Origin of the sequence: Rhodococcus sp. USK13, from assembly GCF_018343855.1 — a bacterium.
Classification (GTDB): Bacteria; Actinomycetota; Actinomycetes; order Mycobacteriales; family Mycobacteriaceae; genus Rhodococcus_F; species Rhodococcus_F oxybenzonivorans.
This window is the reverse complement of record NZ_CP069242.1, coordinates 4,960,826-4,984,327: the sequence shown is the minus strand read 5'-3', so window position 1 is coordinate 4,984,327 and position 23,502 is coordinate 4,960,826. Positions and strand designations below refer to the sequence as shown.

25 protein-coding genes, 1 pseudogene and 1 riboswitch are annotated in these 23,502 nt (G+C 65.6%); of the genes and pseudogenes, 14 read left to right on the top strand and 12 right to left on the bottom strand.

The features are described 5' to 3' along the window. The first annotated feature begins 47 nt into the window (after positions 1 to 47). Positions 48 to 1,151 carry a branched-chain amino acid aminotransferase gene (locus JQT59_RS25385; protein ID WP_213572453.1) on the top strand — a complete coding sequence of 368 codons (1,104 nt, stop codon included), beginning with the start codon at positions 48 to 50 and terminating at the stop codon, positions 1,149 to 1,151. A 22-nt stretch (positions 1,152 to 1,173) separates the two neighbouring features. Here the strand turns inward: JQT59_RS25385 and JQT59_RS25380 are convergent, their stop codons facing one another. From JQT59_RS25380 to cobU, 3 genes are read right to left on the bottom strand one after another with little or no spacing between them, the layout of a single operon-like run. Further along, positions 1,174 to 1,917, bottom strand: a complete 744-nt coding sequence (locus JQT59_RS25380) for an adenosylcobinamide-GDP ribazoletransferase (protein ID WP_213572452.1) — start codon at positions 1,915 to 1,917, stop codon at positions 1,174 to 1,176. Positions 1,918 to 1,919: 2 nt separating this feature from the next. Then, positions 1,920 to 3,017 (bottom strand): nicotinate-nucleotide--dimethylbenzimidazole phosphoribosyltransferase, encoded by a 1,098-nt coding sequence (gene cobT, locus JQT59_RS25375; RefSeq protein ID WP_213572451.1) that lies wholly within the window; start codon positions 3,015 to 3,017, stop codon positions 1,920 to 1,922. Further along, a complete protein-coding gene (cobU, locus tag JQT59_RS25370; protein ID WP_213572450.1) occupies positions 3,014 to 3,661 on the bottom strand; it encodes a bifunctional adenosylcobinamide kinase/adenosylcobinamide-phosphate guanylyltransferase in 648 nt (215 codons plus the stop codon). The genes cobT and cobU overlap by 4 nt, the downstream gene beginning before the upstream one ends. 100 nt (positions 3,662 to 3,761) lie before the next feature. Here cobU and JQT59_RS25365 point away from each other — a divergent pair, with 100 nt between their 5' ends. Further along, positions 3,762 to 3,977 (top strand): hypothetical protein, encoded by a 216-nt coding sequence (locus tag JQT59_RS25365; RefSeq protein ID WP_213572449.1) that lies wholly within the window; start codon positions 3,762 to 3,764, stop codon positions 3,975 to 3,977. Positions 3,978 to 3,994: 17 nt separating this feature from the next. On the opposite strand, the gene JQT59_RS25360 is transcribed toward JQT59_RS25365, so the two are convergent. Further along, positions 3,995 to 4,651, bottom strand: coding sequence for a DUF3043 domain-containing protein (locus JQT59_RS25360; protein WP_159921647.1), 657 nt, complete (start codon positions 4,649 to 4,651; stop codon positions 3,995 to 3,997). A 137-nt stretch (positions 4,652 to 4,788) separates the two neighbouring features. Here JQT59_RS25360 and JQT59_RS25355 point away from each other — a divergent pair, with 137 nt between their 5' ends. From JQT59_RS25355 to JQT59_RS25330, 7 genes and pseudogenes are all read left to right on the top strand, one after another. Further along, on the top strand, positions 4,789 to 5,241 hold the full coding sequence (locus tag JQT59_RS25355) for an ArsR/SmtB family transcription factor (RefSeq protein WP_213572448.1): 453 nt from the start codon (positions 4,789 to 4,791) through the stop codon (positions 5,239 to 5,241). Then, a complete protein-coding gene (locus JQT59_RS25350; protein ID WP_213572447.1) occupies positions 5,238 to 6,266 on the top strand; it encodes a cation diffusion facilitator family transporter in 1,029 nt (342 codons plus the stop codon). The genes JQT59_RS25355 and JQT59_RS25350 overlap by 4 nt, the downstream gene beginning before the upstream one ends. Before the next feature lie 155 nt (positions 6,267 to 6,421). Continuing rightward, a pseudogene (locus JQT59_RS38445) lies at positions 6,422 to 6,844 on the top strand (class I SAM-dependent methyltransferase); the annotation flags it as partial. A 23-nt stretch (positions 6,845 to 6,867) separates the two neighbouring features. Further along, on the top strand, positions 6,868 to 7,176 hold the full coding sequence (locus JQT59_RS38440) for a copper resistance protein CopC (RefSeq protein ID WP_397517956.1): 309 nt from the start codon (positions 6,868 to 6,870) through the stop codon (positions 7,174 to 7,176). A gap of 79 nt (positions 7,177 to 7,255) precedes the next feature. Further along, positions 7,256 to 7,516 (top strand): hypothetical protein, encoded by a 261-nt coding sequence (locus JQT59_RS25340; RefSeq protein ID WP_213572446.1) that lies wholly within the window; start codon positions 7,256 to 7,258, stop codon positions 7,514 to 7,516. 190 nt (positions 7,517 to 7,706) lie between these two features. Then, positions 7,707 to 8,057: a HesB/IscA family protein gene (locus JQT59_RS25335; RefSeq protein WP_213572445.1), complete on the top strand. Its 351-nt coding sequence runs from the start codon at positions 7,707 to 7,709 to the stop codon at positions 8,055 to 8,057. A gap of 171 nt (positions 8,058 to 8,228) precedes the next feature. Beyond that, positions 8,229 to 9,203 (top strand): carbohydrate kinase family protein, encoded by a 975-nt coding sequence (locus JQT59_RS25330; protein ID WP_213572444.1) that lies wholly within the window; start codon positions 8,229 to 8,231, stop codon positions 9,201 to 9,203. Positions 9,204 to 9,274: 71 nt separating this feature from the next. Here the strand turns inward: JQT59_RS25330 and asnB are convergent, their stop codons facing one another. Then, positions 9,275 to 11,200 carry an asparagine synthase (glutamine-hydrolyzing) gene (asnB, locus tag JQT59_RS25325; protein WP_213572443.1) on the bottom strand — a complete coding sequence of 642 codons (1,926 nt, stop codon included), beginning with the start codon at positions 11,198 to 11,200 and terminating at the stop codon, positions 9,275 to 9,277. A 252-nt stretch (positions 11,201 to 11,452) separates the two neighbouring features. On the opposite strand from asnB, the gene ctaC reads away from it, so the two are divergent. Next, complete coding sequence (ctaC, locus tag JQT59_RS25320; RefSeq protein WP_208961829.1) at positions 11,453 to 12,526, top strand: aa3-type cytochrome oxidase subunit II; 1,074 nt, start codon at positions 11,453 to 11,455, stop codon at positions 12,524 to 12,526. A 41-nt stretch (positions 12,527 to 12,567) separates the two neighbouring features. Further along, on the top strand, positions 12,568 to 12,984 hold the full coding sequence (locus tag JQT59_RS25315; RefSeq protein ID WP_109329202.1) for a cytochrome c oxidase subunit 4: 417 nt from the start codon (positions 12,568 to 12,570) through the stop codon (positions 12,982 to 12,984). Positions 12,985 to 13,052: 68 nt separating this feature from the next. On the opposite strand, the gene JQT59_RS25310 is transcribed toward JQT59_RS25315, so the two are convergent. Then, complete coding sequence (locus JQT59_RS25310) at positions 13,053 to 13,655, bottom strand: TetR/AcrR family transcriptional regulator (RefSeq protein ID WP_213572442.1); 603 nt, start codon at positions 13,653 to 13,655, stop codon at positions 13,053 to 13,055. A 67-nt stretch (positions 13,656 to 13,722) separates the two neighbouring features. On the opposite strand from JQT59_RS25310, the gene JQT59_RS25305 reads away from it, so the two are divergent. Next, positions 13,723 to 14,658 carry a DMT family transporter gene (locus JQT59_RS25305; RefSeq protein WP_213572441.1) on the top strand — a complete coding sequence of 312 codons (936 nt, stop codon included), beginning with the start codon at positions 13,723 to 13,725 and terminating at the stop codon, positions 14,656 to 14,658. 17 nt (positions 14,659 to 14,675) lie between these two features. Here the strand turns inward: JQT59_RS25305 and qcrB are convergent, their stop codons facing one another. The 4 genes from qcrB to ctaE form a co-directional block, all read right to left on the bottom strand. Continuing rightward, positions 14,676 to 16,319 (bottom strand): cytochrome bc1 complex cytochrome b subunit, encoded by a 1,644-nt coding sequence (gene qcrB, locus JQT59_RS25300; protein WP_213578084.1) that lies wholly within the window; start codon positions 16,317 to 16,319, stop codon positions 14,676 to 14,678. A gap of 29 nt (positions 16,320 to 16,348) precedes the next feature. Beyond that, positions 16,349 to 17,491, bottom strand: a complete 1,143-nt coding sequence (gene qcrA / locus JQT59_RS25295; RefSeq protein WP_213572440.1) for a cytochrome bc1 complex Rieske iron-sulfur subunit — start codon at positions 17,489 to 17,491, stop codon at positions 16,349 to 16,351. Continuing rightward, a complete protein-coding gene (gene qcrC, locus JQT59_RS25290; RefSeq protein WP_213572439.1) occupies positions 17,488 to 18,339 on the bottom strand; it encodes a cytochrome bc1 complex diheme cytochrome c subunit in 852 nt (283 codons plus the stop codon). The genes qcrA and qcrC overlap by 4 nt, the downstream gene beginning before the upstream one ends. A gap of 63 nt (positions 18,340 to 18,402) precedes the next feature. Further along, positions 18,403 to 19,014: an aa3-type cytochrome oxidase subunit III gene (gene ctaE / locus JQT59_RS25285; protein ID WP_159921669.1), complete on the bottom strand. Its 612-nt coding sequence runs from the start codon at positions 19,012 to 19,014 to the stop codon at positions 18,403 to 18,405. 125 nt (positions 19,015 to 19,139) lie between these two features. Here ctaE and JQT59_RS25280 point away from each other — a divergent pair, with 125 nt between their 5' ends. Further along, positions 19,140 to 19,619, top strand: coding sequence for a hypothetical protein (locus tag JQT59_RS25280; protein ID WP_213572438.1), 480 nt, complete (start codon positions 19,140 to 19,142; stop codon positions 19,617 to 19,619). A gap of 58 nt (positions 19,620 to 19,677) precedes the next feature. Then, on the top strand, positions 19,678 to 20,781 hold the full coding sequence (trpD, locus tag JQT59_RS25275; RefSeq protein WP_213572437.1) for an anthranilate phosphoribosyltransferase: 1,104 nt from the start codon (positions 19,678 to 19,680) through the stop codon (positions 20,779 to 20,781). An 18-nt stretch (positions 20,782 to 20,799) separates the two neighbouring features. On the opposite strand, the gene JQT59_RS25270 is transcribed toward trpD, so the two are convergent. Continuing rightward, positions 20,800 to 21,075: an Lrp/AsnC family transcriptional regulator gene (locus tag JQT59_RS25270; RefSeq protein ID WP_109335029.1), complete on the bottom strand. Its 276-nt coding sequence runs from the start codon at positions 21,073 to 21,075 to the stop codon at positions 20,800 to 20,802. After that, positions 21,072 to 22,868: a DEDD exonuclease domain-containing protein gene (locus JQT59_RS25265; protein WP_502939735.1), complete on the bottom strand. Its 1,797-nt coding sequence runs from the start codon at positions 22,866 to 22,868 to the stop codon at positions 21,072 to 21,074. Before JQT59_RS25265 ends, JQT59_RS25270 begins: the two co-directional genes overlap by 4 nt. A 465-nt stretch (positions 22,869 to 23,333) precedes the next feature. Beyond that, positions 23,334 to 23,496, top strand: a riboswitch (cyclic di-AMP (ydaO/yuaA leader). Positions 23,497 to 23,502 lie beyond the last annotated feature (6 nt).

Here is a 23,502-nt window from a genome sequence, read left to right as displayed (position 1 = left end):
CCCTCTCGGGCGCTGGCGAGCAAGAGGCGTTCGATAGGATCACCGGCATGACAGGTGTCACCGAGTTCCTTCGCGTCCCACATCCTTCCCCCGCCTCGGATGAGGCGCGGCGAGAGATATTGGCGGCGCCCGGATTCGGTCGGTACTTCACGGACCACATGGTGTCGATCGCCTACTCCGCCGTCCACGGCTGGCACGACGCCCGGGTGGAACCCTACGGTCCGCTCCAACTCGATCCGGCGGCCATGGTGCTGCACTACGGGCAGGCCATCTTCGAGGGCCTCAAGGCGTACCGGCAGCCGGACGGTGGCATCGCGACGTTCCGCATCGAGGCGAACGCCGAACGACTCGTCACCTCGGCTCGTCGGCTCGCGATGCCCGAACTTCCAGCCGAGTTGTTCGTCAAGTCGATCACCGAACTCCTCGACGTCGATCACGAGTGGGTGCCTGCCGCCGGCGGTGAGGATGCGCTGTATCTGCGTCCTTTCATGTTCGCCACCGAGGCCGGCCTGGGTGTGCGGCCGGCCGACGAGTACCGCTACCTCCTGATTGCCTCGCCTGCGGGGGCATACTTCCCGCGGGGGGTGAAGCCGGTCAGCGTGTGGCTTTCGACGGAGTATGTGCGCGCGGCTCCCGGAGGAACCGGTGCGGCCAAGTTCGCCGGCAACTACGCGGCTTCGCTTCTCGCCCAGGCGCAGGCGGCCGACGAAGGCTGTGATCAGGTGGTGTGGCTCGACGCCCTCGAGCGTGCGTACGTCGAGGAAATGGGCGGGATGAATCTCTTCTTCGTCTACGGGTCCGGTTCCGACGCCCGCCTCGTCACACCCTCGCTGTCCGGCTCGCTACTTCCGGGCATCACCCGGAATTCGCTGCTGACCCTGGCAACCGACGCCGGTTTCGCAGTCGAGGAACGTCGTATCAGCACCGAGGAATGGCGAACCAAGACCCTGTCGGGAGAGATTACCGAGGTATTCGCCTGCGGCACCGCGGCAGTCATCACCCCGGTGGGACGGGTCAAGTCGGCAGAGGGCGAGTTCGTCGTCGCCGACGGGGAGCCGGGAGAGGTCACGATGGCCCTGCGGGACACCCTTACCGGGATTCAGCGTGGCACGTTCGCCGACACCCACGGGTGGATGCACAAGCTGCGCTGAATCAAGGCTTCTCGGCGGTCGCTCAGAGGAGGAAACCGACCGCTGAGGCCGCAACCGTGATCTCGATCGCGGCACCCAGCACGTCACCGTTCACGCCCGCGAACCGGCGGACACAGTGCGCCACCAACAGAGCCGACAGGGCGAGAGTCACCGCGACGACGATGATCCCGTGCCACCAGTCGGGGCCGCACCACCACGCCGCTGCTGCTAGTAGCGGGACCATCCAGGCGAACGCCGTCCACCACGACTGTGTTTCGGCAACGAGTGCGCCGAAACCTTCGTTGGCGGAAGCCGGAACTCCACGGCGGCAAGCAAATACGACGGCGACGCGACCGGTCGCTACTGCGACTGCTACGGCCCCGAACTGTCCTGCAACGGCGAGTGAACCGAAAGCAAGAGCCTGTGTCCCGAGGCAGATCAACAGGGCGCACACGCCGAACGGGCCTGCGCCGCCACTGTGCATCACAGCCTTTGCGCGTTCCGGCGGCCCGTAACACCCGAGACCGTCGACCGTGTCGGACAACCCGTCGATGTGCATGCCACGAGTGGCGAGCGCGAGAGCCCCGACCGTCAACAGCCCTCCCAGGGCCGGGTTCAGTCCTGCCGACACCAGGAGCCACAGCAGGCCGGCTGCCAATACGCCCAGAGCCGCACCGGTCACGGGTGCATATCGGATCGCGCGCCCGCCTGCCGCACGGTCCACGCTGTCGGGGCCGCGGAGCGGGAGCACGGTCAACCAGGAAAACGCCAGCAACAAGCCAGACACGATCAGTCCACGTCGGCGACGTCGGCCTCGGTGACGTCGCCGGTGCTGACTCCCGCCTCGTCGAACGTCGCCATGAATGCGAGTGTGGCCACGGCGCCTTGCAGGATCGGTAGTGCGGCCACCGCGCCCGACCCCTCACCCAAGCGCATGTCGAGTTCGAGGAGAGGGTCCAGCTGCAGGTGTTTCAGGGCGATCGTGTGTGCCGGTTCGGTCGACCGGTGTCCCGCGAGCCACCACGCGCGGGCGCCGTGGGCCAGTTCCTCGGCAACCATGGCAGCGGCCGTGACGACGACGCCGTCGAGGATCACCGGCGTCCGGCGCGTGGACGCCTGCGCGAGAAAACCTGCCATCGCTGCAATGTCCGCGCCCGACACGGTGCGTAACAAGGCCACCGTGTCGCGGACGACGGGCCGAGCGCGGCGCAGGGCGTCGCGGATCACCGCCGTCTTTCGTATCCACCCGGCGTCGTCGATACCGGTTCCCCGACCCACCGCTGCGACGGGCTCGGTGTCCGTCAGCGCCGCGATGAGCACCGTGGCAGGGGTGGTGTTGCCGATTCCCATGTCTCCGGCGATGAGAAGATCAGCGCCGGAATCTATTTCGTAATCCGCGATGGAGCGACCGGCTTCGATGGCCCGCAGGGTCTCTTCGGAAGTGAGTGCGTCCTCGCGGTCGATCACCCCCGACGAGCGCCGCACCTTGTACGCCGACACCGTCGGATCGGTGTCGCCGTCGACCGACATGTCGATGACGCGCACACTGGCACCCGCGCGGTCGGCAAGAGTGTTGACCGCGGCCCCGCCGCCGAGAAAATTGGCGACCATTTGCGCCGTCACCTCGGGGGGATACGCCGACACCCCGGTGCGCGCGACTCCGTGGTCCCCGGCAAAGACGACGACGCGGGCCCGTTCGAAAGGTGCGGGCGGACATATTCCCTGGCATGCCGATGCCCAGCATGCGAGTACCTCGAGCCGTCCCAGTGAGCCGGCCGGTTTGGTGAGCTGCAGTTGACGGGCTTCGGCCGTGCGGCGGATCGTGTCGTCCGGCGGGGGAACTGGATCGAACCGACCGGGGTCGTTGCTCACGGACTCGCTCGTCACGCTTGGCCTCTCGTTCGACTGGGAACTGTTGTCCCGGATGCATTCGCGGCGGGTAGGTCTTTCAGGGTCATGGTCAGCCCGGCCACCACGAGGACTGCCCGATCGCATACCTCGGCCAGCCGGGCGTTGAGGGCGCCGATTTCGTCGCGGAAGAGGCGTCCGGAGCGGGTCTCCGGGATGACCCCGAGGCCGACCTCCGGTGTCACGAGGACGAGGTCACCGGGGTAGTCGCGGACGCTCGTCACCAGTTCCTCCACCTCACCTGCGAGGGCGCCTCGCGGCAGATCCCAGGCGCCGGCGGCGTCGAACTCCACGGTCAGCCAGGTGCCCAGATCGTCCACCAGCGTGACAGGGGCGTCGGTGGACGACCGCAATTGCTCGGCGAGGTCGCGGCCCGGGGCCGTCTCGATCGTGGTCCAGGTGGCGGGACGGCGGACTCGGTGCTGCTCGACGCGGTCCTCCCAATCGACATCGCTGGGATCGCGGCGACTGGTGGCGAGGTAGCGGACCGATTCGGTACCCGCGAGAGTGTGCGCCAGCCGTTCGGCGTATGCCGACTTCCCGGATCGTGCGCCGCCGAGAACCAGGGTTCGCGAGGACCTGTGGGGGAGATCCGGTCGGTTCGGGGGCTCGGCAGGGGACACAGACCCAAACGCTACCAACCCGACAATTTGGCAGTATTTTGACGTACATCGTCATTTGCGCCACTGTTGGCCGGAAGTAGTCGAGCGGAGACTTTCAGCCATGACTGAGTTCCTCGCCCTTGTAGCGCTCTTGGTAGCGCTGAACGCGGCCGTGATGTTCGCCGGGAAGCGCCTGGGCACGCCACGCCCGTGGCTTCGCCGCAGTTTCCGCGACAACTTTTTCCGGCCGGCCGACCCGCCTGCGGATCAGTCCGATGGCCACGACGCCGAACTGGGCCGACTCCTCGCCGAGTCGCACCGCGCGCCGCATCACTGACGCGAAGAGGGTGAGTCCTAGATCGCGTCGCCCGGACGAACCCTGGGCTTCGGAGCGCGAAGCTTACGAATCTGCGACGCCCGAACGAACGCATACCAGCCGAGTTTGAAGCCGCCGTCGATCGTATCCGGGAAGCGCTCGCGCACCCGGGAGTTGATCTTGCGACCCAGCCACACACCTTCTGCGGCCATGAACAGCATCATCACGAGCATCGCCAGCGTCACGATCGCCTGCAGGGCGGGGCTGACGAACATCGCCATGATCAATACCAGCGCCAGTGGCATGAAAAGTCCGACGAGGTTGCGCCGGGCGTCGACGATATCGCGGACATACGCGCGGACCGGCCCCTTGTCGCGCGGCAGGAGGTACTTGTCCTCCCCGGCGAGCATGCGGGCGCGTCGCTCGGACGCCGTGGCCCGCCGTTCCGCGGCAGCGATCTTGCGTTCTTCCTTGCTGCCCCGCGTGGCTTTGCGTCGTGCCCGCGCCTCTTTCGCTGTCAGAGGTGCCGGTGCCACAGGTCCTCGCCGCCTCGCTTCCGCGTCGCGGCGTTTAGGAGTCGGACGGCCCTTGCCGACCTGTTCGGCGGACTCGGGTTCCGGTGCCGTGGACGGCGCGGCCGTCTCGGCATCCCGCTTGTCTGAATTGTCCGAATCACCGCGGCGTAGCAATTTCACTCTTCCAGCCTATGGGAAGACGCGGCCACGAGGAAAACTGCCCTCGCACCGAAATGCGGGGTGGCCTCGGCGGGCGAAGGCTTCGTGGGTGCGAGGACTTACCCGGTTTCGGCAGAACTGTGCGTTATTATCTGCGTATGAATGCAGATAACGGTTCATGCCGTCGGCGCTTGCCGGACGATCAGGTTGATCTGGTGGTCGAGGTATTCCGCATGCTGGCCGATTCCACCCGCGTCCAGGTGCTGTGGGCGTTGGTGGATCGCGAGCTGTCGGTCAACGACCTGGCCGAGCATGTGGGAAAGCCCGCCCCGTCGGTGTCGCAGCATTTGGCGAAGCTGCGGATGGCGCGTTTGGTGCGTACGCGGAAGGAAGGCACCCAGGTGATCTACCGGCTGGAGAATGATCACATACGCCAGTTGGTGACCGACGCGGTGTTCAATGCGGAGCATGCCGGGCCGGGTGTTCCGGGGCATCACCGCACCGGTGACGAGTTGCGGATTCTGCATCCCGAGCGAAAGTCGGGTCCGGCTCCGTCTTCGGCAGGTGCCGATATTCCGGCTCCCGCACGTGCGGAGGGTGGCCAGGCATGAGTCACGCACCGAAACCACCGACTCACACCCACGGTCACGGTCACGGTCACGAGCATGAGGGTGGTGGCCGGTTCCGGGCGGCGGTGCGGGAGGTGTTCGCCCCGCACAGTCACGACGCAGCGGACAGTGTCGACGACGCCCTCGAATCGAGCGAGATCGGCATTCGGGCGGTGAAGATCAGCCTGGTCGCGTTGGGTGTCACCGCGATTGCTCAGTTGGCGATCGTCGCCGTGTCGGGTTCGGTCGCATTGCTGGCGGACACGGTGCACAACTTCTCCGACGCACTGACCGCGATTCCGTTGTGGATTGCGTTCGCGCTCGGGCGTCGGGCGGCCACTCGCCGCTACACCTACGGGTTCGGGCGGGCCGAGGACTTGGCGGGGCTGTTCGTGGTCGCGATGATCACGCTGTCCGCGGTGATCGCCGGAGTCGAAGCCGTGCGGCGACTGATCAACCCGGTATCGATCGAGCACGTCGGGTGGGTTGCCGTGGCAGGCCTCGTCGGATTCGTCGGTAACGAACTCGTCGCCCTCTACCGCATTCGGGTGGGCCGCCAGATCGGCTCCGCCGCCCTGGTCGCCGACGGATTGCACGCACGCACCGACGGTTTCACCTCTCTGGCCGTGTTGTTCGGCGCCGGGGGTGTGGCCCTGGGCTTCCCATTGGCGGACCCGATCGTCGGACTGGTCATCACCGTGGCGATCCTCGCGGTCCTGCGCACCGCGGTGCGGGACGTGTTCCGCCGTTTGATGGACGGGGTCGATCCGGAACTCGTCGACGCCGCCGAGGGATCGTTGTCCGTAGAACCCGGGGTGCGTGAGGTGCGCAGCGTGCGGATGCGGTGGATCGGGCACCGTCTGCATGCCGACGTCGAGCTCGACATCGACCCCGAGATCAGCTTGGCCGAGGCGCACCGGTTAGCGCACGAGGCCGAGCACACCTTGACCCATGCGGTGCCGAAATTGTCCACCGCACTCGTCCATGCCTACCCCGCCCACCAACACGTTGTCGCCGGCGCGCCCTGATGCGCGTCGGCCGGGGTAGCTCACCGAAGGGAAAGTCGTCATGGGACTCGGTCGACGACTGCTCAGCGGATCTCACGGACACGCCGACCACTCGAGCGGAGGACTGATTCGGCGCGCCCGGTTATACGAGTGGTTCTCCGTAGTGGGATTCGGCGGTGTCCGTCGCCGGGTCTTCGACGGCCTGCGCACTATCCGGTGCGGAGCCGGGTGATGAGGTGCTCGACATCGGTTGCGGAACCGGCATTTTCTCCCGCCGTGCTGCCCGCGTGGTGCGTCCGGGTGGGCGCGTGGTGGGCATTGATCCGTCACCGCCGATGATCGAGTACGCCACCCGGCGAGCCCTGGCGAACTGCACCTTCGTCATCGCCGGTGCCGAAGACCTTCCCCAGCCGGACGTGTCCTTCGACCTCGTGATCTCCAGCCTGGCCATTCATCACATTCCACCCGAACTGCGCGCGAACGCGCTTGCAGAGGCGTTCCGGGTACTCAGGCCCGGCGGGCGGCTGTTGATTGCCGACTTCCGGCCACCGCGTAACCGCATCGCCTACCACCTCGTCGGAGCTGTGAGCGGGCATGCAATGCAGCACAACCCGATCCACGAATTGGCCGGTTCGATTCGCGGCGCCGGATTCGCGGTCCCGGACAGTACACCGTCGCCCTCCGGGTCGTCTCCTCCGACGGTCATCCGATCGCCGGCACAAACGCCTTCGACCTCACCCGGGCGGGGGTCGCGGCTACTCCCACCGCCGGTACAGCGCTTTCGGCGACCACGGCTGCGAACCCCTCCCAAGCGCAGCCAGCGGAGGAGTCCGGTGGATTCCCCGTCTGGATCCTGCTGGTGATCGGTGTGGTGGTCGTCGGCGGCGCGGTCACCTTCATGCTCGCCAGAAAGCCGAACACCCGAAAATAACCGCACGTCCGGTCGTGTTTCCTGCCTCCGCTGGACGGCCCGATCTCGGTAAACTTCGGGTACAAGCGAGGTGCTGACGATGTGGACGGTAGCGAAGCTCGAGGTCGAGGATCTGCGGTGGTCCTGGTTTGCGATCGCCCTTGGCGCCGGCATTCTGGGCCTGCTGGTTCTGCCCCCGATTTACCTCTTCTTCCTCGCGGCCATGATTGGCTTCGTCGGGATGACCATGTTTAGCAGTCGCACCCACCGAGCCATCGGTGCCACATTCGCATCTATCGGTCTCGGAATGCTGATTCCTGCCGCGGCAGCACTCGTCCTACAGGGGATCAATTCTCTCTGACGACGGCCGTGGGGGCACGGCGTTGGTTAATGGGAACCCCTTCGGTAGTAACCGGATATCGCGACGTCGGATACCATGGACGGTGATTGCTGTGCGGTCGCCCCGCAGAGGCAATGAAACCCGGGAATAAGTCGGGCGCGGAGTACCGTTGAAGCGTTCACGGGTTTGTTACGAACTACAGGGAGAGCCCATGACTGTGCAGAACGAGACCGCCACCCACGGCGTCAAGATGACCGAGGCTGCGTCCTCCAAGGCAAAGGCGCTGCTCGATCAGGAGGGTCGTGACGACCTCGCACTGCGTATCGCCGTGCAACCCGGCGGCTGCGCAGGACTGCGTTACCAGCTTTTCTTCGACGATCGCAACCTCGACGGCGACCTCATCGTCGACTTCGGCGGCGTAGCCCTCGCTGTCGACCGGATGAGCGCGCCGTACGTCGAAGGTGCGTCGATCGATTTCGTCGACACCATCGAGAAGCAGGGGTTCACCATCGACAACCCCAACGCCACCGGGTCCTGCGCCTGCGGCGACTCCTTCAACTGAGTCCCGGGCCGGCCGACAACTGAATCGAAAAGTCTGATGCGGAGCTCAGGTTCCGTGTCAGACTTTTTGGTGTCCGGACACCACTGTCCACCTCGCCGTGCTCCCACCCGATCATGGGTGGTACTGCGGGTACGGTGAGAAATCCCGCCCCTCACCGAAAGGCATCCGCCCGTGACAATTGCGGTAACCGGTTCCATCGCCACCGACCACCTGATGCGGTTCCCCGGCCGGTTCGCCGAGCAACTGCTCGCCGATCAGCTCAGCCATATCTCGTTGAGTTTCCTGGTCGATGACCTTGTGGTCCGGCGTGGGGGAGTGGGCGGCAACATCGCGTACGCCATGGGTGTCCTGGGCGGCTCGCCGCTCCTCGTCGGCGCCGTGGGGGCCGACTTCGCCGATTACCGTGAGTGGCTCGAGAGCAACGGCGTCGACTGCACCGCCGTTCGGATCTCCACGACGGCGCACACCGCGCGGTTCGTCTGCACCACGGACGAGGACATGGCGCAGATCGCGTCGTTCTACCCCGGCGCAATGAGCGAGGCTCGCGAGATCGAGCTGGAACAGGTCACCGGAACTAGTGGAAGTGTCGACTTGGTGCTGATCGGCGCCAACGACCCCGAGGCGATGATCCGCCACACGGACGAATGCAGGCAGAAGAACATTCCGTTCGCGGCCGACCCCTCGCAGCAGCTGGCCCGGCTCAACGGTGACGAGGCAACGGCGCTGATCCGAGGCGCCAAGTACCTGTTCACCAACGAGTACGAATGGGGATTGCTCCAGCAGAAGACCGGGCTGTCCGAGGAGCAGATTCGTGCGCAGGTCGGCGTCCGGGTCACCACGCTGGGTTCGAAGGGCGTCGACATCGTCGAGTCGGACGGCACCCATACCCGGGTCACCGTCGTACCGGAGAAGGGCAAAGTCGACCCCACCGGTGTCGGCGACGGATTCCGGGCAGGATTCCTCCTCGCGCACAGCGCCGGCCTGAGTTTCGAGCGCTCCGCCCAGCTGGGATCGCTCGTCGCCGTGCTCGTCCTGGAGACAATGGGAACCCAGGAGTGGACCTTCGACCGCGACGAGGCCGTCAAACGACTGGCCGATGCGTACGGCTCCACCGCGGCCGACGAGATTGCGGCGTTTCTCCCGTAAGAGCCGGCTCTGCCGCTCGTGAGTGGTTGACGAGTCCAGGGACTCCTCAACCACTCACGGGCGCGGAGCGCCTAGAGGGACACTGGGTACGCAGGCTCCGCAATCTTCGGCGTGATCCGGTTCTCCACGAAGATGCCGTGCCAGACCATGAAGGTCAGGACGGTCCACAGGCGACGGCTGTGATCTGAGACGCCGTCCCGGTGATCGTCGAGCATCTTCGCGACGGCGGCCTTGTCGAGCAGATGGTCGGTGCCGGACGCAGCGATCTGCTCGTGCGCCCAGTCGAAGAGTTCCGTGCCGCGTAACCAGTGCCGAAGCGGCACGGGAAACCCGAGCTTGGCCCGGTGCAGCACGTGGCCGGGCACGATGCCTTCGAGAGCCTGCCGTAGCGCGTACTTCGTGGTGTTCTTGGTGATTTTCTGTTCCAACGGCACCCGGGAGGCCACCTCGAACACTTCCGGGTCGAGGAACGGCACCCGCAGTTCGAGGGAGTTGGCCATGGTCATCTTGTCTGCCTTGACCAGGATGTCACCGCGCAGCCAGGTGAACAGGTCGAGGTGCTGCATGCGGGCCACGGGGTCCCATCCCTGCGACTGGGCGTAGATCGGGTCCGTGACGTCCCGATGCGTCCATTCGGGACGGAAATCGCGCAGCACCGTACGCAGCTGGGCATCGTTGAAGCTGCGGGCGTTGCCGTAGTACCGCTCCTCGAGGGTGAGGGAGCCGCGATTGAGCAGGCTCTTTCCGCGTGTCCCGTCGGGGATCCGTTCCGACAAGCGTCCCGCGGCCCGCCGCAGACCCTTCGGTAGATACTCGAACGGCTTCAGTGACAGCGGCTCGCGGTAGATGGTGTAGCCGCCGAACAATTCGTCGGCGCCCTCGCCCGACAGCACCACCTTGACGTGCTTGCGGGCTTCCTTCGCCACGAACCACAGCGGAACGAGGGCCGGATCGGCGACGGGATCATCCAGGTACCACACGATCTCCGGGATTGCCGCCGCGAATTCTGCGGGGCTGACCACCTTGACGACGTGCCGTGCCCCGATGGCCTCTGCCGACTCGGCCGCGACGTCGACCTCGGAATAGCCCTCCCGCTCGAAGCCGGTGGTGAAGGTGATCAGGTTCGGATTGTGGCGCATCGCGAGCGCCGCAATGGCCGTCGAATCGATGCCGCCCGAAAGGAAGGAACCAACCGTGACATCGGCCCGCATGTGCTTGGCGACAGAATCCTCCAGAGCCGCCGCGATCTCCGCATACCGGGCCTTCTCAGTTCCCGCGGTGAAGGGCTGCACCGGGAAGGTAGGGGCGAAATACCGGGTGATCACCGGTGCCTCGGCCGGACGCACCCGGGCGAAGCAGCCTGATTCGAGTCGGCGGATGTCCTTGTGCAACGTCTCCGGTTCCGGCACGTACTGCAACACGGTGTAGTGCTCCACGGCCCGCGGATCGAGGTCCGTACCGATACCGATGAGGTCGGCCAGCTCGAGTAGGCTCTTCTTCTCGCTGCCGAACGCGGTGCCGCCCGTCCCCGTCGCCAGAAACAGAGGCTTGATGCCGAAGGGGTCGCGGGCAATGAACAGCTCCCGCGTCTCGGTGTCCCAGATCGCGAACGCGAACATGCCGCGCAGGCGCCGCACAGCGTCCTCGCCCCAGTAATGGAACGCCGCGACGATGGCCTCACTGTCGCCTTCGGTCACGAACTGCGCCCCGAACTGCTCGGCCAGTTCCGCGCGAACCTCGAGGTAGTTGTAGATCTCACCGTTGAAGGTGAGGGCGTACCGCTGCGGGTTCTCGGCAGGACCCCACCGCAACGGCTGGTGGGAGTGTTCGATGTCGATGATCGACAGTCGATTGAAGCCGAACACGAGGTGATCGTCGTGCCACGTCCCGTGCTCGTCCGGCCCGCGATGCCGCAGGCAGTGCATCGCCTCGTCGACCTGTGAGACGGCGTAGTCGCTGGTTTCTCCAGAGGTCAGTAGCCCGAGCAGTCCGCACACAGCGTCCGGTACCTCAATTCAGAATCTGGGATGCTCCACACGGGTGTGGAGAGGTCAGGGAACTCTGCCGGAAAGTATGCCGCAGATTTCCGCGGCGGCCGGTTCCGGCCGTCGAGGACACCGCCCCGGCAGCGGTGGCGACACGACCGCCCGACCCGAGGAGGGACAGCCATCCGCTTTGGTCTACGCTGCGTAGTAATTGGGCCTTCCCATCGGGTGTGCCCTAGTGGAATTTGCGGCGATCAGGAAGGCGTGAACGTGGCGCAAGGTCGGATCCTTCGGCGGGCAGGGTTGGCAGCATCTTTGGGCGTTGCTGCCTTGCTGCTGTCGGGTTGTTCAATCGACAACGAAGTGCTTCGTTTCGGGTGGCCTTCGGGCGTAACCCCGCAGGCAGAACGCATGCGTGAGCTCTGGACCTGGTCGGTCATCGCCGCCCTCGTCATGGGCATCCTGGTGTGGGGCCTCACATTCTGGGCGGTGATCTTCCATCGTAAGAAGAAGGACTCTCCCGAGTTCCCTCGCCAGACTGCGTACAACGTGCCGCTCGAGTTGGCGTACACCGCCGTCCCGTTCGTCATCATCGCCGTTCTGTTCTACTTCACGGTGGTCGTGCAGAACCACGTCCTCGACAAGGAGGACAACCCCAACGTCGTGGTCGACGTCACCGCCTACCAGTGGAACTGGAAGTTCGGTTACCGCTCCATCGATCTCGGTGACGGCCAGGCCAAGTACGACGGCATCGACCAGGAGGCCCAAGCGGCCGTCGAGGCAGGCGCGGCGTCCGGAACCGAGCACGGGGGCGAGGGCGGTCATGCTCAGCCCGGTGCAATCCACGGCAAGTCCCCGCAGGACCTGTCCTACCTGCACTACGACAAGATCGAGACCATCGGATCCAGCCAGGAGATCCCGATCCTCGTCTTGCCGACCGGTAAGCGGATCCAGTTCGAGCTCGCTTCCTCTGACGTCATCCACTCCTTCTGGGTGCCGGAGTTCCTCTTCAAGCGGGACGTGAACCCGAACCCCAAGGAGAACCAGTCCGACAACGTCTTCCAGATCAGTGAGATCGAGAAGGAAGGCGCCTTCGTGGGACGCTGCGCCGAGATGTGCGGAACGTTCCACGCGATGATGAACTTCGAGGTTCGCGCCGTGAGCCCGGACAAGTTCGCGCAGTACATCGATCTGCGTAAGCCTGCCGACGAGGGTGGCCGTGCGCTGACCACGGCGGAGGCTCTCGAGGCTATCGGCGAGTCGCCTGTGGCGACCTCCACCTCACCGTTCACCACCGATCGCGGCTACCAGCAGGCGAGCGGTGTCGAAGGTAACTGACCCCGCTGCTGATACCTCATTGACCAAGGACAAGTGCTGATATGAAGATCGAAGCCAAGCTCTTCGAGATCCTGACGGTATTCTTCATTCTCGTCGCGATCGTCTACGGCGTGTTCACCGCCGTCTCCCGGACCGGCATCGAGTGGGCGGGTCTGACCGGCATCTGCCTGTCGGCGGGCCTGACATTGATCATCGGTACCTACTTCCGGTTCGTCGCCCGCCGTCTCGATACCCGGCCCGAGGACTACGAGGACGCAGAAATCGCCGACGGCGCCGGCGACCTCGGGTTCTTCAGCCCCGGAAGCTACTGGCCCATTCTGCTGGCCGGTGCAGCGGCCCTCGCCGGCCTCGCGCTGGCGTTCTTCCAGCCCTGGATGATCGTTGTTGCAGTTGTTGCCGTGTTGGCGGCAGCGGCAGGCCTGGTCTTCGAGTACCACGTCGGACCCGAAAAGCACTGAGCCAACACCCCACGGCGGGGCGTCGGAATCCTAGGGGATTTCGGCGCCCCGCCGTTGTTGTCGCATCACTAACGCGAGGCCGCGGCGGCCGCGCGCAGCAGTGCCTGTGACCGAGCCGACGCGAGGGTGAGCGCGTCCTCGAACACGTGAAGACCATGTGCCACCAGAGCCCCCTCGTGGAGCAGCATGAAGGTGCAGGCAAGTTCGTCGGCGTCTACCACTCCCGCGTCGGTGCATACCTGCGTGAACAGTGCGAGCATCCACCGCTTCTGCTCCACGATGACGCGGTACCCCGGATGGGCTGGGTCGCTGATCTCGGCGTGTGCGTTCACCATGCTGCAGCCCCTTGTGCTGTGCTGACCGGCCCAGTCGCGGGATGCGTCGAAGATAGCCTTCAGGCGTCCGTCCGGTGAGCTGCCCGCTGCGTCGAGATAGCCGGCAAGGAACAGTCGCCAGCGCTCGTCGCGGTCGGCGAGGTACTCGACCACGAGCTGTTCCTTGGACCCGAACCGGTCGTACAGTGTCTTCTTCGTGACGCCCGCCTCCGCGGCGATGAGATCGACCCCCACAGCGGTGATTCCGCGTTCGTAGAACAAGCGGTCGGCTGCGGCCAGGGCACGTCGGGCCCCCGGGGTCAGCGTGACACGTCTCAGTTCCGGCACTGTGCTCATGACAAAAGTATACAGATCGGTATAGCATGGGTTGCTAGACAGATCTGTATACCCGGGGAGAATCTTCGTGAATGTACTTCTCGCTGCGGCCTTCGTCGTGTGCTGGAGTTCCGGCTTCATCGGAGCGAAACTCGGTGCCGGCACCGCCGATCCCATCACCCTGCTCATGTGGCGGTTCCTGCCCCTCGCCGCGGTGCTTGTCCTCTGGGCAGTGCTTTCCGGACTCCACCTCTGGAGTGGCATCCGAATGCACACGGTGCGGCGCGAGATCGTCATCGGCGCCCTGTCGCAAGCGGGCTACCTCCTCACCGTCTACCAGGCAATCGGCCTGGGGGTCTCCAGTGGGACCACGGCGCTGATCGACGGTACTCAGCCACTCGTCGTCGCTGTACTTGCCGGACCGCTGCTGAGGGAGTATGTCGGGCCGCGTCAATGGTGGGGTCTGGCGCTCGGTGTGGTCGGCGTCGTGACGGTCACCGTCGGCGATGCCGCCTCGTCCGGGGGAGTGGTGTGGTGGGCGTATCTGGTGCCGTTCGCAGGGATGCTCTCACTGGTAGCCGCGACGTTCTTGGAGCGCCGCTCACCTCGGGACACCGATCCCACGGTGTCGCTGACGATCCACTGTGTCACCAGCGCGGTGTTGTTCACCGCGATGGCCGCAGCGGGCGGAGATGTGACTCCACCGGCTGACGCCACATTCTGGCTTGCCGTGACCTGGTTGGTGGTTCTGTCCACCTTCGGCGGCTACGGCCTGTACTGGCTGGTGCTGCGACGCAATGGTGTCACCCGGGTCAATACGCTGATGTTCCTGATGGCACCCGTGACCGCGGTGTGGGGGGCCGTGACCTTCGGTGAACCCTTCGGAATCCTCACCGCCACAGGCCTGCTGTTGAGCCTCGGCGCGGTGACAGTGGTGTTCCGTGGGCAGCCGCGAGAGGAGGGAGGAGATGCAGCTCGTCCCATAGAGGCAGGGCCCCGAACCACAAGTGGTTCGGGGCCCTGATCAGTGCTGGGTCAGCCTCAGTGGGCCTCGCCGTTGCCGGAGCTGCCGTTGCCTGAGCTTCCGTTTCCGTGCACCCGATTCTGCAGCTCGGTCAGCATGGTGAGCTGTTCGCGCTCACCATGATGCAGAGCGGCCTCGAGAGCTTCGCTCTCTTCGATCGGGTCAGCGGTGACAAGGCTGCCGGAGCCGGGCTTGCCTGCGGAGCCGAGCTTGTTCATCTTCTTCGGGATGGCCGCACCCTGGTACTCGAGCGGAATCGGGTGGCCATGGCCGTCGACCGGGCCGAGCGGCTGGTGGATCTCGATGTACTGACCATTGGGCATCCGCTTGATGATGCCGGTCTCGATGCCGTGCTCGAGAACCTCACGGTCGCTGCGCTGCAGACCCAGGCAGAACCGGTACGCCACGAAGAACGCGAGGGGCGGCAACAACACCATGCCGATACGGCCGATCCAGGTCATCGCGTTCAACGAAATGCTCAGGTGGTACGCGATGATGTCGTTGATGCAGGAGATCGTCAGAACGGCATAGAACGTCAGTGCCATCGCGCCGATCGCCGTGCGGACCGGAACGTCCCGCGGACGCTGCAGCAGGTTGTGGTGAGCATCGTCCTTGGTCAGACGCTTCTCGATCCACGGGTAGGCGATGAGGACGGTGAAGACCAGTCCCATGATCAGCGCCACCGCGAACACGGCCGGGATGGTGTACCGGTCGAACAGGTAGATCTCCCACGCGGGCCACAGACGGGCCAGGCCGTCCGTCCACATCATGTAGATGTCGGGCTGCGACCCGGCGGACACCTGTGCCGGGTTGTACGGGCCGATGGTCCACACCGGGTTGATCTGCAGCACGCCGCCCATGACCGCGAGAACACCGAAGGTGATGGCGAAGAACGCACCCGACTTGACGGCGAAGACGGGGAGGATCCGGACGCCGACGACGTTCTGCTCCGTGCGGCCGGGGCCGGGGAACTGCGTGTGCTTCTGGTACCAGACGAGCGCGAGGTGACCGGCGATCAGCGCGAGGATGATGCCGGGGAACAGCAGGACGTGCGCCACGTAGAGCCGGGGGATGATCAAGTCGCCGGGGAAGTCGCCGCCGAAGATCAGCCAGTGCAGCCAGGTACCGGCGATCGGGATGCTCAAGGTGATACCGGAGAACGCGGCACGCAGGCCCGTACCCGACAGGAGGTCGTCGGGAATGGTGTAACCGAAGAAGCCCTCGAACATGGCCAGGATCAAGAGAAGGCAACCGATGACCCAGTTCGCTTCACGCGGACGCCGGAAGGCGCCGGTGAAGAAGATGCGCATCAGGTGCACCACGATGGACGCCGCGAACATCAATGCCGCCCAGTGGTGGATCTGCCGGACGAACAATCCGCCGCGCACCTCGAAGGAGATGTTCAGCGTGGTCTCGTATGCGCGCGACATGGTGACGCCGCGCAGAGGCTCGTACGCGCCGTTGTAGACCACGTGGGCCATCGACGGGTCGAAGAACAAGGTGAGGTAGACACCCGAGATCAGCAGAATGACGAAGCTGTACAGCGCGATCTCACCGAGCAGGAACGACCAGTGGGTGGGGAAGACCTTGTTGATCTGCCGCCGCATGCCGGCTGCGAGGTGGTAACGAGAGTCCATTGCCTCCGCCTGGCCGGCGGCCATGGCGTTCAGTCTGGACGGTTTGTTGTTGGTCACGGTCGACGCTCCCAAAATGCCGGGCCGAGAGCTTCGATGTAGTCACCAGTGGCGACCAGGAAACCCTCTTCGTTCACTGTAATAGGCAACTGCGGAAGTGCACGAGCAGCGGGACCGAAAATCGGCTTTCCGTAGGTCAGCGCGTCGAACTGCGACTGGTGGCACGGGCAGAGAATTCGGTTGGTCTGCTGTTCGTACAGCGACGTGGGGCAGCCGAGGTGGGTGCAGATCTTCGAAAAGGCGAAGTAGTCGCCGTAGTTGAAGCTCTCCTGGCCCTTGCGCTTGGTGACCCTTTCGGTGTCTTCCGTGCGCAGACGGATGAGCATCGTCGCGTTGCGGATGCCGCGCAGGCCCTCGAGAAGGGCGTCGTGGTCTCCGCGGTCGGATTCGCGGAAGGGGAAAACGGTTTCCATGGCACCGGCGTCGAGGTCTTCCGGACGGACGAGGACGACGTCCTCGGGACGACCGGTGTCTCGGCGCAGGTAGATGGTCTCGCCGGCGTAGCGGGGCGTCCAGCCGGACACCCAGAGCGGCGAATCGTCACGCTGTGCCCATGGGTTCTTGACCAGGCCACCGAGCGGCATCACCGACATGATTCCGAGTGCGCCACCACCGAAGAGGAGGCTGCGCTTGATGAGCTTGCGGCGGCCGAGCGTCGAGGTGTCGAAGGAGTCTCCGAGTTCCGCGACGATGGTCCGGCGGTCAGTCTCGGACGATCCGCCGTCGTGGCGGTCCTGGACGGACAGCTCTTCCGGGATGAACTTCTTGGTGAACTGGACGGCGCCGACACCGAGGCCGAGGATGGCCAGACCCATGGTGAGGCCGATCAGGGGGGTGTACAGGCTGTACGCGGAGTAGTTCTCTTCACCGGCGCCGGCGTACTCCCACGGCCAGAACAGGTAGATCGCGATGAACGCCACGGCCGAGACGCCGGCGAGGGCGAACCAGAACGCCACGGAGCGTTCGGCGCGCTTCTCGGCCTTGGTTCCTTCGACCGCCCAGCGGTTGCGGCGGAACGCGACATCGACCCCGTCGAGGTTGGTACCGAGTTCGACCAGCTCGTCGCGGCTCAGGTTCTCGAGTTCCGCGTCCGTGTACTTCTTTGGCGTAGCGCCGCCCGGTTGGCCAGCGTCGCTCATGACCTTGCTCCGATCCACAGTGCTGCACCGACGACAGCGATGATTCCGACGACCCACATGGCCAAGCCCTCGGATGCCGGACCGATGCCGCCGAGTCCGTATCCACCGGGCTGCTTCGTCTCGCCCGACGACTTGATGTAGGCGATGATGTCCTTCTTCTCCTCGAGGGTCAGCTGACGGTCCGAGAACTTGGGCATGTTCTGCGGTCCTGTGACCATCGCGGTGTAGATCTGCTGCTCGTTGGCAGGGTCGAGGACGGGCGCGTACTTACCGGAGGACAGTGCTCCGCCGCGACCGGTGAAGTTGTGGCAGGACGCGCAATTGAGGCGGAAGAGTTCGCTGCCTCGTCCGATGTCGCCGCCGCGCAGCGAGGACTGGGCGATTTCGCCATTCTCGTCGCGCACGACCGTGGGGCCGCCGCCGTTGGCCTGGATGTAGGCGCCGATGGCGTCCGTCTGCTCGGCGTCGAACTTGAGCGGCTTGCGCTCGACCTGCGCCTCGTTACGCGACGCGGGCATGCGTCCCGACGACACCTGGAAGTAGACGGCGGCCTCACCGACACCGATCAGGCTGGGCCCGCGGTCCTGCACACCCTGCAGGTTTGCACCGTGGCAGGTGATGCACGACGTGTCGTACAACTGCTTGCCTTCGCGGATCAGTGCTGCCTGATCGTCGGTCGCGGTGGCCACCTGCGGGGTAGGCGTCAACGCGGACGCGAGGAAACCGGCGCTGACCAGTCCCATCATCAGGACCAGGGCGCCCGTGACGCGACGGCGTAGCTTGCGCTGGCGACGCGTCTTCTCGGCAGACGCCGTGGTATCGGATGCGGGCGGGGGGGATGAACTCATCTGTATCCCTTTGGTATGTCGGGACGGACTGGACGTCAGGGGGCTGCCTGGGCGTTCAGCTGATCAACGGATGAAATAGATCGTGGCAAACAGGGCGATCCACACGATGTCGACGAAGTGCCAGTAGTACGAGACGACGATCGCGGCGGTGGCCTGGGCGGGCGTGAACTTGCTGACCTTGGTGCGGGCGATCAGGAAGACGAACGCGATGAGACCGCCGATGACGTGGAGACCGTGGAATCCCGTGGTCATGTAGAACACCGAGCCGTACACGCTGCTCGAGATGGACGTGCCGTGCTCGACGAGGTGCACGTACTCGTATCCCTGGCCGAGCACGAAGAACGTGCCCATGGCGAGGGTGAGGAGGTACCAGCGACGCAGACCGAAGACGTCACCGCGCTCGGCCGCGAACACGCCCATCTGGCACGTGAACGACGAGGCGATCAGCACGAGCGTCACCGGCACGGCGAGGAAGAGGTTCAGCTCGGTCGGCTCCGGCGGCCAGTTTCCATTCGCCTGTGCTCTGGCCACGAAATACATGGCGAAGAGCCCTGCGAAGAACATGAGCTCACTTGACAACCACACGATGGTGCCAACGCTGACCATGTTTGGTCGGTTCAGCGAGTGCACGCGTTGGGTGATTGCTGATCCTGAAGTCCCTACTGCGCTCGTCACAGACAGAAGTATGACGCTTCGTCGTAAGAGACGACTACCCGGGTCCACCCTCGGCGCGCCGAGGCGTCCCGGTTGTCCGATTCTGCCTGCTGACGCGCTGGTGGCGGGCATGAAAGGGTGGAGGAATGCGAACTCGTGACAACAGTACGGGGTGGTTGCGGAGACTGTTCGGCGGTGGCAGGTCAGCGCCCCCACTGGACCCGGACCGGGAGGATCTCGTCGTGGTCGCCTCCTGCTTCGACGACGTGGAGGCGTGCTCCACCACTCTCGAACGCGCGGCCTCGGAGACTCCGGTGTGGCGGGCCGACGAGGAGGCCGTGCTGCGTCACCATCTGCGACTGCCGGCGACCACCCTCGGCGACGCGGAGTCCATTGCGGCGCAGGACGGATACCGGCCACGGCGCACCGGCGTCGCGGTTGCCGACGCCTCCGGGGCCGCCGAGGGGACCGTGGAGTTGGTGTTGCAACGGGTCCAGGTGCTGGACGCGCTGCACTGTTCCCAGGAGCGGTCGAGAATGGCCGGGCTGGCGCAGCGTCTCGGTGGGGACGTCGCGGGGTGGGACGCAATGCAACCGGTGCGCGAGACGGATACACAAGGCAACTAGGCTGCGGAGAGCGGATCACACGAGTACACATCGCTACGAGTTTCGAGGGGACACGACGATGCAGAGCCCGACCGTGCAGGGCCCGGACGCCCAGGGGACGAACGACACGACCCCGCCGGTCCGCACGTGGCCGTCGGTTCTCGGGGCGCTCACCGAGGGACGCGATCTGTCGGTGGAAGACGCGACGTGGGCGATGGATGAAATCATGTCCGACAATGCCACGTCCGCCCAGATCGCTGCGTTCGGTGTCGGCCTCAAGATGAAGGGTGTCGTTCCGGAAGAACTGCGCGGACTGGCCGACTCGATGCTGGGCCATGCGCGCAAGGTGCCGGTCGATGCCGATGTCGTGGACATCGTGGGTACCGGTGGCGACCGGTCCAACACCGTCAACATCTCCACGATGGCGTCGATCGTGGTGGCCGCCAGCGGCATTCGGGTGGTGAAGCATGGAAACCGGGCCGCCTCCTCGAAAAGTGGCGGCGCCGACGTACTCGAAGCACTCGGTGTCCGGATCAACTTGGGGCCCGACGAGGTAGCACGCTCCTTGCGCGAGGCCGGTATCGGTTTCTGCTTCGCGCCGGTCTTCCATCCCGCCCTCCGGTTCGCGGCGGCCCCGCGTAAGGAAATCGGCATTCCGACGGTGTTCAATGTGCTGGGGCCTCTCACCAATCCGGCGCGGCCGCGCGCGGGACTCATCGGCTGCGCGTTCCGCGATCTGATCCCGGTTGTCGCCGGGGTGCTGGCGCAGCGCGGTAACTCCGCACTCGTGGTGCGGGGGGATGACGGCCTCGACGAGCTGACGACGTCGAGCACGTCGACCGTGCATCTCGTGTCCGAGGGATCGGTGACGGTGCGTCAGCTCGATCCTCGCGATCTCGGTATCGCCCGGGTGTCGCTGGACGAGCTGCGGGGCGGGGACGCCGAAGCGAACGCGCTGGTGGCACGGCGCCTCCTCGACGGCGAGGCCGGGCCGGTGCGTGACGCGGTGCTGCTCAACGCTGCCGGCGCCATCGCGGCCTTCCGTGGTCTCGGCGACCGCCCGCTCGAAGAAATCTTGGCCGAGGGTATTACGACGGCAGCTCAGGCAATCGACAGTGGGGCGGCGGCGGCACTTCTGGCGAAGTGGGCCGCAGTCACCTCGGCGATGACGGCGACCAAGTAGCGCGCCGCCCGGCGCCGGTCATTCGCCGATGGAAAATCCGGCCTCGACATCGGCGCTCGAATAGGACTGGAACGCGATGTGTGTTGCCGTCCTGGACACTCCGTCGACCTTGTTGATCCCCTCGGTGACCACTTCGGCGATCTTCGCGTGGTCCCGGACCCGCACGATTGCGATCAGGTCGATGTCGCCGGCGCAGGAGTAGACCTTGTCGACGCCGTCGATATCGGCGACGGCTTGCGCTGTTTCCGGGATGCGGCGGGCTTCGGCGTGGATCAGGACGATGGCGTTGATCATGAGTGCCACCCTATGTGGTGGTGAACAGCGTCGGGCAGAGGCGCTCGGGACTCCGGTTCGGGTGTCGGTTCACTGCCGGCGCGGGCCCGCTCGCACCACTCCGCCCACGATCCGGCCCCCCGGGCGGGTTCGCAGTATCCCGCGGAGGCGCTGACTATGCGGGTGCCCTCGCAATCGAGCCAGCGGGCCAGCAGACCGGCTTCCTCGGGCGAGGCCCCGCGGAGCGGTGCATCATCCGGAACGACGGTCTCGGCAGCGAGCACCAGAGCCTCGACCACCGGCATCGGGTGTATTCCGCGCCGCGCACGCCCGGAGGATGCGAGCCGGCCGTGCCGGATCACGGCGAACTCCCAGCCTCCGGTGGCGGCCGGGCGGGCCGCCACGATTTCCTCGAGCGCGGTGAGGGCAGCCAGCCGTTGCATCCTGCGCAGTGCGAGGGCCACGTCTGCAGTGCGGTCGCGCAGCCGGGCGGCGTTCTCGAACAGCTCGCCCGCCGCGAGCGCGTCCAGCCGTGTGCGCATCCGCCGCAGCGGCGTGTCGTCGACGCCTCGCAGCAGATGACGGAAGAGTCGGGGGCCTGGGCTGTAGTCGTCCTCGGTTTTCAGACCCTGCACGGCCGCCGGGCACCGGGCGAGTTCGCGCGGCGGACATTGCGGTCCATGCTCGCGCCCTTTCGGTATCCGGGTGGTGCAGGTGCGCAAGACGCAGTACTCGGCGAGCGTCTCTGCGACCTCGACCGCTGTGGAGCGGGACCGGAACGGGCCGAGTGAATCCGGAGCGGGAGTGCGTACGACGGACAGTCGGGGAAAGGCCTCGACTGTGAGTGTGATCCACCATCCGCGCTTCGGATACTTCGATCGCCGGTTGTACGGCGGCGTGTGTGCGGCGAGTAGGCGCAGTTCGCGGACACCGGCCTCGAGCGCGTGCGAGCACTCCACATGATCGATCCGCGTGGTGAGCGCCACCATCTCCTTCATCCGTCCGCGCGTCTCGGACCCGGTGAAGTAATTGCGTACCCGGCGCCGCAGATCTGTCGCCGTTCCGACGTAGAGCACCTCGTCCGAGGGGCCACGGAACAGGTACACCCCCGGGGCATGCGGTAAGTGACTGGCCAGGGTGCGCTTGGCTCGCTGGTGGGAGGAGACGTCGGGAAGGTAATCGACGAGTTCGGTGAGACTGTGCACTCCCTGGTTGCCGACCCGATCGATCAGAGCGTGCAGGACGTCGACGGTGGCGCGGGCGTCGTCGAGTGCGCGGTGAGTGGGCTGTGTGCTGACGTCGAAGAGCCGGGCAAGGGAGGACAGCTTCACCGAGGGCGCTTCGTCGCGGGTGAGGACGCGGCGCGCCAGCTTGACCGTGCACAGCACCGTGAACTTGGGCCAGGGGGTGTCGGTGGCCGCGGCGGCGGCCTTGAGGAAACCGGTGTCGAAGGGAGCGTTGTGCGCAACCAGCACCGAGCCTCGTGCGAATTCCAGAAAGGCGGGCAGTACCCGCTCGATACGCGGGGCGTCCACGACCATCGCCGTGGTGATTCCGGTGATCTCCACGATGTGCGGCGGGATGGAGCGACCCGGATCCACGAGGGTGGCCATCTCGCCGAGTACTTCGCCCCCACGCACCTTCACGGCGCCGATCTCGGTAATCGCGTCCTCCCCGGGCCGTCCACCGGTCGTTTCGAGATCGACGATCACGAAGGTGGTATCTCGCAGCGGGGTGTCGAGCTCGTCGAACCTCAGTTGCTCGAACTTCGGTTGCACGAATTTCGGTAACTCGGGTACGCCGGAAACTCTCACGGCCCGGAGCGTATGGGCGGGTACCGACAAGCCACTTCCGACGAACACTTCGGGGGTGGGGAGACGAGGATCACACTGCCTTTTCCCGGCTCGTCCCGGAGTGCGGTAGCGGGCAGCGATTGTCGCGCAGTGAGTGTGCCTCGGGCGGACGACGACAGGTGTTCGGCCTCGGCGACGCGTTGCGGGTCTCGTATCGATGAAGGGTATGTGAACTGCAAGGATGCGGGGGCGGCGAAGGCTCGTCGCGAAAGGGTCGGGGCGAAATCGCCACAGCCGCTATCGAAAAGAGATCGGAAACCAACCGACTGTTATCTCGCTGTTATCGGAACCCGGTACAGGCGACCGCAGCGGGTATCCCTGCGCCCGATGGGCAATCTTCGCGTGTCCCGGTCGACATCCGGGTACTCCATTTCGTAACCTTCCTGAGACCTAGCGGAGTCTTGCCGCCCCACACCGGGACAGCATCGCTAGTCACCGCCTAATCGGCTTCTCGTGAGAGGGCCGTACCGGGAACCCAAGTTTCTACTGGGGTGAATCCTGCCGGGACGTTCGTCGGACCGGTGGGTAGGGCTGATCTTCCCAGCCCGAACCCGTCAGCTAACTCGGTCGGCGGACGAATGGAAGAAACGGAGTA